Source organism: Streptomyces sp. CNB091, assembly GCF_000377965.1.
Genome location: NZ_KB898998.1, coordinates 248,010 through 261,052, shown reverse-complemented (window position 1 = coordinate 261,052; position 13,043 = coordinate 248,010). Strand labels below are relative to the sequence as shown.

11 protein-coding genes are annotated in these 13,043 nt (G+C 74.2%); 6 read left to right on the top strand and 5 right to left on the bottom strand.

Annotated elements, in window-relative coordinates; genetic code table 11:
* Nucleotides 1-19 precede the first annotated feature (19 nt).
* Nucleotides 20-1,672 carry a bifunctional aspartate transaminase/aspartate 4-decarboxylase gene (locus tag D581_RS0117930; RefSeq protein WP_018958592.1) on the top strand — a complete coding sequence of 551 codons (1,653 nt, stop codon included), beginning with the start codon at nucleotides 20-22 and terminating at the stop codon, nucleotides 1,670-1,672.
* 278 nt (nucleotides 1,673-1,950) lie between these two features.
* Here the strand turns inward: D581_RS0117930 and D581_RS0117925 are convergent, their stop codons facing one another.
* Both D581_RS0117925 and D581_RS0117920 read right to left on the bottom strand, forming a co-directional pair.
* Entirely contained in the window at nucleotides 1,951-3,384 is a 1,434-nt protein-coding gene (locus D581_RS0117925; protein ID WP_018958591.1) for a HAMP domain-containing sensor histidine kinase, read from the bottom strand.
* Nucleotides 3,381-4,145, bottom strand: coding sequence for a response regulator transcription factor (locus tag D581_RS0117920; RefSeq protein ID WP_018958590.1), 765 nt, complete (start codon nucleotides 4,143-4,145; stop codon nucleotides 3,381-3,383). Before D581_RS0117920 ends, D581_RS0117925 begins: the two co-directional genes overlap by 4 nt.
* 131 nt (nucleotides 4,146-4,276) lie before the next feature.
* On the opposite strand from D581_RS0117920, the gene D581_RS0117915 reads away from it, so the two are divergent.
* Nucleotides 4,277-4,837, top strand: coding sequence for a hypothetical protein (locus D581_RS0117915; protein WP_026290628.1), 561 nt, complete (start codon nucleotides 4,277-4,279; stop codon nucleotides 4,835-4,837).
* A gap of 21 nt (nucleotides 4,838-4,858) precedes the next feature.
* On the opposite strand, the gene D581_RS0117910 is transcribed toward D581_RS0117915, so the two are convergent.
* Together D581_RS0117910 and D581_RS0117905 are read right to left on the bottom strand one after the other, a co-directional pair.
* Nucleotides 4,859-5,842, bottom strand: coding sequence for a spermidine synthase (locus tag D581_RS0117910; RefSeq protein ID WP_018958588.1), 984 nt, complete (start codon nucleotides 5,840-5,842; stop codon nucleotides 4,859-4,861).
* Between the two features lie 76 nt (nucleotides 5,843-5,918).
* Nucleotides 5,919-6,287 (bottom strand): hypothetical protein, encoded by a 369-nt coding sequence (locus D581_RS0117905; RefSeq protein ID WP_018958587.1) that lies wholly within the window; start codon nucleotides 6,285-6,287, stop codon nucleotides 5,919-5,921.
* A gap of 294 nt (nucleotides 6,288-6,581) precedes the next feature.
* On the opposite strand from D581_RS0117905, the gene D581_RS0117900 reads away from it, so the two are divergent.
* Entirely contained in the window at nucleotides 6,582-8,042 is a 1,461-nt protein-coding gene (locus D581_RS0117900) for an NsdA family TPR-like regulatory protein (RefSeq protein WP_018958586.1), read from the top strand.
* 368 nt (nucleotides 8,043-8,410) lie between these two features.
* Here the strand turns inward: D581_RS0117900 and D581_RS0117895 are convergent, their stop codons facing one another.
* A complete protein-coding gene (locus D581_RS0117895; protein ID WP_018958585.1) occupies nucleotides 8,411-9,007 on the bottom strand; it encodes a histidine phosphatase family protein in 597 nt (198 codons plus the stop codon).
* Between the two features lie 245 nt (nucleotides 9,008-9,252).
* Here D581_RS0117895 and D581_RS0117890 point away from each other — a divergent pair, with 245 nt between their 5' ends.
* The 3 genes from D581_RS0117890 (at nucleotide 9,253) to D581_RS0117880 (ending at nucleotide 13,017) form a co-directional block, all read left to right on the top strand.
* Nucleotides 9,253-10,266, top strand: coding sequence for a phosphatase PAP2 family protein (locus D581_RS0117890; RefSeq protein WP_018958584.1), 1,014 nt, complete (start codon nucleotides 9,253-9,255; stop codon nucleotides 10,264-10,266).
* A 106-nt stretch (nucleotides 10,267-10,372) separates the two neighbouring features.
* Nucleotides 10,373-11,407, top strand: coding sequence for a hypothetical protein (locus D581_RS0117885; RefSeq protein ID WP_018958583.1), 1,035 nt, complete (start codon nucleotides 10,373-10,375; stop codon nucleotides 11,405-11,407).
* Complete coding sequence (locus D581_RS0117880; protein WP_018958582.1) at nucleotides 11,398-13,017, top strand: hypothetical protein; 1,620 nt, start codon at nucleotides 11,398-11,400, stop codon at nucleotides 13,015-13,017. The genes D581_RS0117885 and D581_RS0117880 overlap by 10 nt, the downstream gene beginning before the upstream one ends.
* The last annotated feature ends 26 nt before the right edge of the window (nucleotides 13,018-13,043 follow it).

Sequence of the window (13,043 nt, the reverse complement as noted above, 5' to 3'; positions counted from 1 at the left end):
CCGCTACGGAGTGGACACCATGCCCAAGACCAGCATCAGCCGGGAAGAGATCCGGTCGTTCGCCCAGCTCTCCCCGTTCGAGCTGAAGGACAAGTTCATCCAGATCGCGACGGCCGCGCAGAGCGATCAGCCGGGCCAGAAGGGGAAGTCGACCCGGACGATGCTGAACGCGGGCCGCGGCAACCCGAACTGGGTGGCCACGGGGCCCCGCGAGGCGTACCACGCGCTCGGCTACTTCGCGCTGTCGGAGTCCCGCCGGGTGTGGACGGCCGACAACCTGGGCGGCATGCCGGAGGAGCCGGGGTGTGCGGAGCGCTTCGAGCACTTCGTCCGTACGCACCCGGAGCTGCCGGGCATCGAGCTGCTGAAGGCGAGCGTGGACCTGGCGGTGAAGCGGTTCGGTTTTGACCGGGACGCGTTCGTGCACGAGCTGGCGGACTCCTCGATCGGCGACAACTACCCCGTCCCGGACCGGATCCTGCACCACTCCGAGCAGATCGTGCGCGGCTACATCGCGGACGAGATGTTCGACCACCGGCCGCCGGAGGGACAGACGTTGAGCCTGTTCGCGACCGAGGGCGGCACGGCGGCGATGTGTTACGTCTTCGACTCGCTGATGAAGAACGGAATCCTGGAGAAGGGCGACCGGATCGCCCTGATGGTGCCGGTGTTCACCCCGTACCTGGAGATCCCGGAACTGGACACGTACGACTTCGACGTGGTGCGGGTGGAGGCGAGCCTGTTCACGGAGACCGGGGTGCGGCAGTGGCGCTACCCGGAGGAGGAGATCGCCAAGCTGGCGGACCCGTCGGTGAAGCTGGTCTGCTGCGTGAACCCGAGCAACCCGCCCTCCCTCGCGCTCTCCACCCGGGTCTCCGAGCAGATCGTCTCCATCGTCGGCGAGCGGAACCCGAACCTGATCATCGTGACCGACGACGTGTACGGGACCTTCGTGGAGGGCTTCCGCTCGCTCGCGGCCGATCTGCCGCGCAACACGCTGCTCGTCTACTCCTACTCCAAGCACTACGGGGCCACGGGGTGGCGGCTCGGAGTGATCGCGCTGCACGACGACAACGTGATCGACGCGATGCTGGCGGAACAGGACCCGGAGCAGAAGGACCGGCTGAACAAGCGTTACGGAACCCTGTCGTTGGAGCCGGAGAAGATCCGGTTCATCGACCGGCTGGTGGCGGACTCCCGGCAGGTGGCGCTGAACCACACGGCGGGCCTGTCACTGCCGCAGCAGATGATGATGGTGCTCTTCTCGCTGTTCGACATGTTGGACGAGGGCCAGGCCTACAAGCACCGGATCCGGGCGATCGTCCAGCAGCGGCTCGAACTCCTCCTGGAGGGCGCGCACATGAAGGTCTCGGAGGACCCGAAGCGAGCGGCGTACTACATCGAGCTGGACCTGCTGGCCGAGGCGGAGCGCGTGCACGGGAAGCCGTTCGCCGACTTCCTGGAGAAGAACTACGAACCGGTCGACCCGCTGTTCCGGCTGGCCGAGCAGACCTCGGTGGTGCTGCTCAACGGCGGCGGCTTCGACGGCCCGGAGTGGTCGGTGCGGGTATCGCTGGCCAACCTGGACGATCTGGACTACCTGAAGATCGGCCACCATCTGCGGGCGATCTTCGACGCGTACGCCCAGGAGTGGCGGGCCCAGGCCGGGTGAGGTGCACGTCCCGGCCGGAGGTGGGGTGGGGCCCGGCCGGGACGCGCGGTGGGGGGCGATGGTGCGGTTCGGAGGCCCGAGGGGGACGTACGGGCTACTGGGTGCCGGTTTCCCCACCGCCACCGGGGCGACCGGTGGCGGCGGGGGCCGGCGTGGGGGTCTGTACCGCCGACGAGGAGGTACGAGGAGCACGCTAGCGGCAACGGAACGAACAAAGAGGGCGTTACGGACCGCAGTTGATGTTCTTAGGGCGGGCTTAAGGAACCCATCGGCGCGGGTTAATGCTGGGGCCCGGGGACCGTCGTGGTCCGGGGTTCCTTGCGCCGCTGCCAGCCGGCCCGGCGGCCGACCCGGCGGCCGTGACCGCGCCGGCCGCGCTCGGGGCGGCTGCCGAACAGGCCGATCCAGATCCGGACCTCCGTGCCGCCGAGGACGGACCGGCCGATGCGCAGGTCGCCGCCGGTGGACTCGGCGACCCGGCGCACGATGTCGAGGCCGAGGCCGGTGGAGCCGACGGACCCGCCCGCTCCGCCGCGCCCGCTGCCGCCCCGGGCGAGGGCTGCCTCCGGGTCCGGGATCCCGGGGCCGGCGTCGGAGACGAGCACGATGACCGCGTCGCCGCTGTGGTGGACGTCGACGGAGAAGGCGGTGCCCTCGGGGGTGTGGCGGAAGACGTTGCCGAGCAACGCGTCCAGGGCTGCGGCCAGTTCGGGGCGGGCCACGGGGATGCGTACCGTACGGTCGACTCCCGCGAGGCGCACCTCGCGGCCCTCGTCCTCCGCGAGCGCCGACCAGAAGCCCATGCGTTCACGGATCACCTCGGAGGCGTCGCAGCCCGCCCCCGCCTGCCCGCCCGGGGACTGCGGGCGCTGCTCGCGGGCCGTCCGGATGATCGTGTCGACCTCGCGCTCCAACTGCTGGACCGCCGCCCGGGTCTGTTCGGCCGCCGGCCCCTCGCCGAGGGACGCGGCGTTCAGCCGGAGCACGGTGAGCGGGGTGCGCAGCCGGTGCGAGAGATCGGCGGCCAGCTCGCGCTCGTTGGCCAGGAGCTGGACGACCTGGTCGGCCATGGAGTTGAACGCGATCGCGGCTGAACGTAGTTCGGTGGGGCCGTCCTCGGGGACCCGGGTGCCCAGGCGGCCCTCCCCCAGGTCCTGGGCGGCGCTCGCGAGGTGCTGGGCGGGCTGCACCATCCGTACGCCGAGCCGGTCGGCGACCGCGACCGAGCCGACGATCAGCGCGACGCCGACGCCCGCCAGCGTCAGCCACGCGGTGGCGACCCCGTGGGAGACCTCGCCCTCGGGGACGAACACCTCGACGACGGCGATGTCCCCGGTGCCCAGCGCGGTCGGCTGGAGGAGCGCGAAGCCGCCGGTGACCTCGGTGATGGAGGCGCGCCCGGCCTTGCGCACGGTCGCCACGTCCTTGGGGGTGGCACGCCGGGTGCCGATGTCCAAGGTCCCTCCCTCGGCGGGGACATGGACGGCGAGGCGTCCCCGGTCGCCCGGTTCGGTGGACAGGACGGCCCGGGTCAGCTCCTCGCGGTCGGTGGTGATGGAGAGCGTCGGGGCGATCATCGCGGCCTGGCGTTCGGCGTCGGAGAACGCCCGGTCGCTGGCCATCTCCCGGATGACGAGTCCGAGCGGCACGGCGAAGGCGATGACGACCATGGCGGTGACCGCGAGGCAGACCTTGACCAGGGCCCATCTCATGCGGGCGGCTCCGTGAACGGCGTGTCGACCGGAGTACCGGCCGGGGCGTCGGTCCTGGCACCGGCCGGGGCATCGGCCGGCGGCTGGAGCTTCACGCCGACGCCGCGCAGCGTGTGCAGATAGCGCGGCCGGGCGGCGGTCTCGCCGAGCTTGCGGCGCAGCCAGGACAGATGGACGTCGATGGTCTGGTCGTCGCCGTAGGACTGCTGCCAGACCTCGGCCAGCAGCTCCTTGCGGGCGACGACCACACCGGGCCGTCCGGCGAGGAAGGTGAGCAGGTCGAATTCGCGGCGGGTCAGGTCGAGTTCGGCCTCGTCCAGCTCGGCGGTGCGGCGCAGCGGGTCGATGGAGAGCCCGCCGACGCGGATGACCCTGGGCGGCGCCACCTCACCGCCGGCGGCGCGCGAGCGGCGCAGCACGGCGGCCATGCGGGCGGAGAGGTGCTCCACGGAGAACGGCTTCGTCAGGTAGTCGTCGGCGCCGTCGTTGAGCAGCCGGACGATCTCGCTCTCGTCGTCCCGGGCGGTGGCGATGATCACGGGCACATCAGTGATGGACCGCAGCATCTTCAGCGCCTCGGCGCCGTCCAGGTCGGGCAGCCCGAGGTCGAGGATGACCACGTCGAAGCGGAAGTGCGCGACCTCGCGCAGCGCTTCGAGCGCGGTGCCCACGCTCCGTACCGTGTGGGAGGCCTCACTGAGGTGCCGGATGAGGGCGGAACGTACGAACTGGTCGTCCTCGACCACGAGCACACTTGCCATGGGCGGCACCGTACGCCATGCCGACGGGCCCGGTCCCGGTCCCGTCGGAATCCTCCGCAAAGGCCGGAGAAGAGCGGTTGTTCACGACCTCCGGGGCCGGCGAGGCGGGCCGGGTGGTGCAGGATGTGCCGATGCAACGAGGACTCGTACACGCGCTGGCGTGGACGCTCGCCACCGGCGCGGCGGTCACGCTCTCCTGGTGGGGCGTGCACACGGTCATGACCGGGACGGCCTACGACCCGCCCCGGGCCGTGCCGGTCTCCGTGGGTTCGGGGCCGCCTCAGCGCATCGGGCAGAGCACCGGGGAGCCGCTGGTCTCCTCGACGCACCGGACCTCCCCCTCCCCCTCCCCCTCCGCCTCCTCGCGCACCGCCGGGGCGAGCCCCTCGCCGTCGGCCCCGCGCCCCTCCCGTACGCCGTCGGCCACCCCGGCGAAGCCGCCCGCGCCCGCGACCTCGGGCGAGGTGAAGAGCTATCGCACCGACGGCGGCCGGGTGGTGTTCGAGCTCGGCAGGCGCTCGGCGAAGCTCGTCTCGGCGACGCCGGAGCCGGGCTGGTCGATGCAGGTGTGGACGAACGACGCGTGGATCCGGGTGGACTTCAGCGACGGGGGCGGGAAGGACGGGACGACGTACTCGGTGTTCTGCACCTGGAACGGGGCTCCGCCGACGGTGCAGGTCGTCGAACCGTGATCAGGGTCGCCCCAGGTGCCGTCACGGGTTCTCGAAGACGGACGGCGGCGGCGCGGGCGACGGTTTGGCCGCCGCGTCGGTGACGACGGCCGCGCCGCCGGTGAAGTCGGTGAGCGCGCGGCCGTGTTCGACGCGGCCGGGGTGCGGGTCGCTCGCCACCCGCCGGGTGAACTCCGCGACCGGGAGCGCCACGGCCGAGGCGAGCAGGACCGCGTTGCCGAAACGGCGGCCCCGCCACACCACCGGGTCGGCGGCCAGCGCCAGTTCGGGGAAGACGGCGGCGGCGGTGGCGACCTGGCCGCGCAGATGGGCGAGCGGAGGGCCGTCGGCGAGGTTGGCGGCGTACCGCCCTTCGGGCTTCAGGACCCGGCGCACCTCCGCGAGGAATGCGACGGAGGTCAGGTGCGCGGGGGTACGGGCGCCGCTGAACACGTCCGCGATGACCAGGTCGGCCCAGCCGTCCGGGAACCTGCCGAGCCCCTCGCGGGCGTCGGCGGCCCGGACCCGGACCCGGGCCTGGGGGTCCAGCGGGAGGCGGTCGCGGACGAGCTGGACGAGGGGCGCGTCGAGCTCGACGATCTGCTGGGTCGAGCGGGGGCGGGTCGCGGCGGTGTACCGGGCGAGGGTGAAGGCGCCGCCGCCCAGATGCAGGACGTGCAGCGGCTGGAGCGGGGGTGCGGCGAGGTCGATGACGTGGCCGAGGCGGCGCTGGTAGGCGAACGAGAGGTGCCCGGGGTCGTCGAGGTCCACGTGGGACTGCGGGGCGCCGTCGATCAGGAGCGTCCAGGCGGCCGGGCGTTCCCGGTCGGGTATGAGCTCGGCGAGTCCGCCGCCGACCTGCCGGGAGACCGGCTCCCGCTCGGCCCGGCCGGATCCCCGGCCGCCGCCCTGACGCCCCTTCGCACCGTCGGCTCCGCCCTTGCCCGCGGCCTTGTTCCGGCCGGCTGCCTTGGCCTTGCCCGCGGCCTTGTCCTTGCCGTGGGCCGGCGCTCCTCGACGTGCCACGTTCGCTGGTCCTTGCTGATGGGGGCCCGGGTCGCCGGCCGCGCGGAGGTGTTCCGCCCGTCCGGCCATTATGAGCTCAGCAGCAGTTGTCGGCCGCCTCGATCAGCCGGGCGGCCTGGTCGAGGGCGGCGCGGAGCACGGCCGGATCGGTGACCGGGGCGTCCTCGGCGGGCGGGAGCAGCCAGCCGGAGCCGGGGCCGGGCGGCTCGGCGGGGATGCGCAGCCCACGGCCGTCGGTCCGCGTACAGGCGCTGCCCGGTACGTCCCAGGCGTCGGCGGTGCCCGGCGGAACGAGGAATCCGAGGGTGTCGCAGGCACCGTCGTGCAGGACCGGGCCGACGGGCTCCTGGTCCCGTCCGCGGCGGAGGATGTCGACGGCCTCCAGCCCCTGCCGGGCGGGGACCGTGACGAGGTCCAAGGACTGGTCCCCCTGCGCCGGGGCCATCGGTTTCGTCGAGGTCGTCCGTGAGCCGGTCTCCCTGCCGAGATGCAACAAGGGAACCCCTCCTCTCATCGCCGAACGGAGCCACGCTCCGTCTCCACATGGACCAACGCCCCCGGCGCGTCAAGGGCTACGGGCCCACACCGCCGCAAAGGGTGGCAGTTCATGGCAGATCGGGGGCGGTATGCCCCTTTCGTAACGAAACGCTGCGTGTGCGTCCCGTCACAGCAGGTACGTTCTTGCTCCGCCGGGGCATCGGGATCCACGGGCCCCGGCCGCACCAGAGAGGGGCCGGCCATGGCGGCGACAGCGGCAGTTCCCAACCTCGCCTTCCGTCAGCTGCGCGGGCAGCGGTCCGCCGGGGAGTTCGCGGCGGCCGTCCGCAGAGCGGCCCGGGAGATCGGGGAGCAGGTCGCGTGCGACGCCCGCTACATCGGGCGCGTGGAGTCCGGGGAGATCCGCTGCCCCAACTACGCCTACGAACGCGTGTTCCTGCACATGTTCCCGGGGGCGTCCCTGGCCGACCTGGGGTTCTCGGCCCGCGAGAGCGTACGGGGGCGGGGCGCCCGGGTCGTGTCCGAACCGCCGCCCGCGACGGAGGCGGTGGCTTCGGGCTCTTCCTCTTCCTCTCTCCCTTCCGGCCCCACCCTTCTCCACCGCGACACCGAAACCGACGACATCCCCGAGGAGAGCGACGTGCTGCGTCGCGTGTTCATGACGAGCGGCACCACCACGGTGGCGGCCGCTTCCCTGGGTCTCGGCGGGGCGCCCGCCTCCGCCGCCCGGGTCTCTCTGCCCGCGCAGCGCCGGGTCGGCGAGGCGGAGGTGAACGCCGTCGAGAAGGCCGTACGGCAGATCCGGCTGCTGGACGACCGGCACGGCGCGGACGGGCTCTACCGGCGGGCGGCCCAGCCGCTGCGCGCGGCGTACGAGCTGCTGGACGCCGGGACCACCGCACGGCGCGCCACCTCGGACCGGCTGCACGCGGGCGCGGGCGAGCTGGCCATCTCGGTGGGCTGGCTGGCCCACGACTCGGGCCGCTTCGACGACGCCCGCTCGCACTACGCGGAGGCGCTGGCCACGGCGCGGCTGGCCGGGGACGCGGGACTTGAGGCGCACGCGTTCTGCAACACGTCGTTCCTGGCCCGGGACGCGGGGCGGCCCCGGGAGGCGGTACGGGCGGCGGAGGCCGGCCAGCGGGCCGCCCGCACGCTGGGGTCGCCCCGACTGCTTGCCCTGCTCGCGCTGCGGGAGGCGGGGGGCCGGGCGGGGCTCGGGGACCGGACGGGGTGCGACCGGGCGATCGGGCGGGCCCGTGCGGCGTTCGACCGGGGGCCGACGACGGGCGATCCGGAGTGGATGAGCTTCTTCCGGGAGGCGGAGCTGGAGCTGCTGGAGGCGCAGTGCTGGTCGGCGCTGGGCGACTGGTCCCGTGCCGCGCGGCACGGGCGGCGGGCGACGACGCTCCAGGACGCGCACTTCACCCGGAACCTGGCGCTGTACCGGGCCCAGCTCACGGGTGACCTGGCCCGGGCGGGGCGGGTGGACGAGGCGGCGGCGACGGGGCACCAGGTGCTGGACCTGCTGACCCGGGTCCAGTCCTCCCGGATCCGGGGGATGTTGGCGGGGGCGGCGCGGGTGCTGGAGCCGCGGGCCGGGGCGGGCCCGGTGGCCGCCTTCCTGACCCGCCACCAGGAGTCGCCCCCGGGCGCGCCCGGCACCCTGCCCGGCGCGGGCGGCGGCCACCCCGGCCGGTAGCGACCCCTCGGCCCGTCTCGGTCAAGCCCGCCCCGCCGGGCCCCGCTTGGCCTGTCCGCGGCCACCTCGGCGCGTTCCGGGGTGCGCAACCCTCCCGGGGTGCGAAACCCAGCCCGTCCGGCGCTTGAGGACGGAACCGATCAGCACGTTCCAGGGTGCGAAACCCAGCCCGTCCGGCGTTTGAGGACGGAACCGATCAGCACGTTCCAGGGTGCTGATCAGGGCCTCCCGCGCCACGGGACCCGTGAAGATCCCGCCCACCGGACGAAGGGTTCCGTCCTCAATCGCCGGACGGGCTTGGGTGGGCTCGGGCAGGGTCGGGTGGGCCCGGGTAGGGCGTCAGCGGTCCAGGTGGCCCGGGTGGGGCGTCAGCGGTCCAGGTGGCCCGTGTCGTTCCAGCGTTCCACGGCCGGCAGGCCGTACGCCCAGCCCAGGACCGACAGCGACGTCGGGTCGAGGCGGATGCGGGCGCCGAAGGACAGGTCCTCGCCCAGCCATCGCGCGCCCAGCGCCCGCAGGATGTGCCCGTGGGCGAAGACCAGGACGTCCCGGTCCGCCGAACGGGCCCAGGCGACGATCTCGTCCGCGCGGGCGGTGACGTCGGCGACGGACTCCCCGTCCGGGACCCCGTCGCGCCAGATCAGCCAGTCGGGCCGGTCCGCCTTGATCTGGGCCGGCGTCAGGCCCTCGTACGCCCCGTAGTCCCATTCCATCAGCGCGTCCCACGGCTCGGCCCGCTCCCCGAACCCGGCGAGCCGGCAGGTCTCGGCGGCCCGGACGAGCGGGCTGGTGCGGACCTCGACGCCGGGCAGCCCCGCCCAGGGCTCCCGGTGCAGCCGCTCGCCGAGGAGCTTCGCGCCCTCACGCCCGTCGTCCAGGAGCGGGATGTCCGTCCTGCCGGTGTGGTTGCCCCGGACCGACCACTGGGTCTGGCCGTGCCGGGCGAGCAGGATGCGCGATGCCATGAAGGCTCTCCCTGGAACGTTGGTGCTGTCGGGCCCTTCCATCATCCCGTACCGGCCCGGCAGGCAACCTCCCGGGCCGTGCGGGCGTCCCATCCTGCGCAGCGCCCCGGCCGGGAGTTCGAACCAGGGCGGGGCCGCTGCGTACGGGACGTCCGGAAGGGGACCCCCGGGGGAGACGGCGGCACGGTGCCGCCGTACGGTTGAACGTTCGTCGTCGGCCGCATGAACATGGGGAGAGCTACCGGATGCCGCACGCCACCGCGCCGCCCGCGACCGGTCATCGGCCCCGCTGGTGGACGGAGCTGCCACTGATCGCGGTGGTGTACGCGCTGTACTCGGTGGGCCGGCTCCTGGTGCGCGGCGACGTGTCGACGGCGGTCGACCACGGCCTGGCGATCCTGCGGCTGGAACAGGCGCTGTACCTCAACGCCGAGCACCCGCTGAACCGTCTCTTCACCAGCACCCCGTCGCTCGGGATACCCGCCGACTTCGCCTATGCGTCCCTGCACTACCTGGTCACCCCGGCCGTCCTCATATGGATCTTCCGGCGCAGGTCGGCCGCGTACCGGGCGGCCCGGGTCTGGCTGATGAACTCCACGCTGCTGGGGCTGGTCGGCTTCACGCTGATGCCGACGTGCCCGCCCCGGCTGCTGGACGCGAGCCACGGCTTCGTCGACACGATGGCGCAGTACAGCGCGTACGGCTGGTGGGGCGAGGGGGCGAGCGCCCCGCGCGGGCTGAGCGGGATGACCAACCAGTACGCGGCGATGCCCAGCCTGCACGTCGGGTGGGCCCTCTGGTGCGGGATCCTGCTGTGGCGGCACGGCCGCCATCCCCTCCTGCGGGCGGCGGGCGTCGTCTATCCGCTGATCACCACGGTCATCGTGATGGGCACCGCCAACCACTACTTCCTGGACGCCGTCGCGGGCGCCGCGGTGATGGGCGTCGGAGCCCTGCTGGTCAGGCCCGTCATGCGGATCGCCGACCGGTTCAAGGCGTGGGGCGCGGCGCGGTTCACCGGGCCGGCCGCCGTCCTGTTCGCGGGCGGCGGCGGGGGCGGCCGGAGCACCGCCGCCGGCCCCGTATCCGCGGGCGTGCCCCCGAATGTCAGTACCGGATGCAAGACTTCCCCGGGTGAGCGAATCCCCGGCCAGCGGACCACCTCCGCAGATCCCCCCGGCACGGCAGTCAGCGGCACGACAGCCGGCGACGACGCCGACGCGGCCGCGAGCGACGACGCTCCGGCAGCGGCTCGCTGAGCTGCGCGGCCCGTCCGTCCAACCGCACCCGCTCGACGCGAGAGCCCTGGCCGCCCTCGCCGCCAACCCCGGCTGCAAGCGGCGGGCCCTGCTCGACGGCGCCGGGGTGGACAAGGGCGTGCTGGCCACCGCGCTCGGCTCCCCCGCCCCCTTCGGGCAGTCCCAGTTCGCCTTCATGCGGGGCAACGCGTTCGAGGCGAAGGTCAAGGCCGACGGCGGGGCGGAGCTGCTGCGCCTGCTGTACGAACGGCTCGGCGGCGGGGCCGAGGCCCCGGCCGGGGAAGCCGCCACCCCCGATCTGAGCGCCGCAGGTCCCGAGGGCCGTGCCGCGCGCACCGCGCTCGCGCTGCGCGAGGCCACGGCGGCGGGCGGCTGGGCGCTGCTGGACCACCCGATGCTGGCCCTGGAGGTGGCGGGCTCCCCCGCCTATCTGGAGCCCGACGCGGTCGTGGTGCACCCCGACGGCCGGTGGACGGTGGTCGAGATCAAGTCGTTTCCCATGATCGACGCCTCGGCCGACCCGTCGAAGGTCGGCGCCGCCGCCCGGCAGGCCGCGGTGTACGTGCTGGCGCTGGAGCGGGTCGCGGCGGTCACCGAGGGTGCGGAGGTCGGGCACCGGGTGCTGCTGGTCTGCCCCAAGGACTTCTCGAACCTGCCGACCGCCTCCGTCGTGGACGTACGCAAGCAGCGCGCCGTGACCCGCCGGCAGCTGACCCGGCTGACGCGCGTCGAGGACATCGCGGCGGGGCTGCCGGAGGGGACGACGTTCGATCCGGCGTGCCCGCCCGAGGAGCTGGACGCCGCCGTGGCGGCGGTGCCCCCGGCCTACGCCCCTGAGTGCCTGGCCGCCTGCGAGCTGGCCTTCCACTGCCGGGCCAGGTCCCGGGCCGAGGGGGCCGTGGAGACGCTGGGCCGCAGCGTGCGCGGTGAGCTGGGCGGGCTGACCACGGTGGCCGGGGTGCTGGCCGCCGCGGCGGGCAAGGAGGGCGACCCCGACGATCCGACGGTCGCCGCGCTGCGCCGGGCCGCCGCCCTGCGCGCCGAGGCACTGGAGAGCGCCTCCGCCGCACGCGCCGGGACGCTGGACGACGGCTCCGTCCCGCGTGACGAGGCGCCGGAGGGTGCGGCCGCATGTCGCTGATCACCACCCTGGCCCGGTTGGAGGCCGTCGACACCGGCCGCGCCCAGCCGCTGGCGACCGTCCGGCACCGCCATCTCACCGACCGGCCCCTCGTGCTGGTGCCGCTGACCACCGCCGGTGAGGCCGGGGCCCCGCTCGGGGCGCTGGTCGGCACGGACCGGGAGGCGCCCCGGCTGCTGGCCGTCGCCCAGCCCCGCGACCGGGACCTGCGGTTCGCGTTCCTGGCCGAGCTGGCCGAGGCCGTCCTGCCGCACATCGAGGCGTACGCGGATGTCGTCGAGCCCGCCGAGCGCAACGAGACGGACCCGGCGACCGGCAAGAAGACCAAGGTCGAGGTCGAGCTGTGCACCGACGCGGCGCAGTTGATCGTGCCGAGCCGGGCAGGCGTCGAGTTCGTCCGGCTGCTGGGCCGGTCCATGCGGTTCCGCCGCACCGCCGAGGACGATCCGGACACCCCGTACCCGGCCCCGGCGCGGGTGCCGCTCCTCGGCCGCTGGCTGACGCACTACGGGGAGCGGGCCCGGGTGCCCGGCTCCGCACTGCTGCCCGCCGTCACGGATCTGCTGAACCGACACTGGGCGACCGGGCAGAGCAGCCTGGAGGACCAGCACCTGGGCGCGCTGCTGGCCTGGATCGACCCGCCGGCCGGCTCCTCGGGGGCCGAGGCCGCGCTCCGGGCCGAGCTGGCCCGGGACGGGGAGGGCCAGTTGCTGTGCCCGCCGGCGGGTCCGGCCACCGACCCGGACTTCGACAACCGCCTCCTCGCCCCGGCGATCGAGCGGTACGACCGGGCGCGGACGGCGCTCGCGTCGGCCGAGGACGGGCTCGCCGCCGATGCCCGCCTGGGTGAGCTGAGCGCCGCCGAGCGGGAGATCCGCTCGCTGCTGGCGCGGGTCATGCTGCCGACCTGGGACGCGGTCTGGCGTGGTCTCGACCTGCTGCGGAAGCTGCCCGAGGGGTCCCGGGCCGAGGACCGCTGGACCCGGGACCGGTGGTCGTTCACCGCGCACCGGGACCGGGTGCGTTCGGGCGAGCCGCCGCAGCCACGCCGCGACGACGCGGTGACGGCGGCCCAGAAGCTGGCCTCCCGGGAGACCGCCCAGGCCCAGCTGGAGGCGCAGGAGGCGCTGGACGATCCGCTGGTGCTGGCGGGGCGGCGGCTGGCGGGCGAGGCGTTCATCGCCACGGTGTCCGAGGTGGAGATGGCGTACACCGAGTCCAAGCGGCCCTCCCCGCGCCCGCTGGTCACCGTCCGCACGGACGAGCGTCCGCACCTGGCCGAGCGGACGAAGGTCTACCGCTCGCTGGAGGGCAAGCCGCAGACGGCGGAGTTCGTGCGGTACGCGGACGGGCCCCCGGCCGACGACGGCGAGGTCCCGCTGGTGCTGCGGATCCTGGACCGGATGGGCCGGGGCAAGGAGCCCGCGCCCGGTTCGGTGCCGGAGCCCGGCGAGCGGATCGCCTGGACCCTGTTCGAGCACGACCAGCGCGGCGGTCCGAAGCTGCCCGACCCGGAGGAGACGCCGTGGACCCACGGCGGCCCGCCGGGCGCGGACGCCGCGACGCGTGCGGAGCGCCCCGACCCCGTGACCCCGGAGGATCTGCTGTGACGACCGCCGTCTGTGAGGGCCTGCTG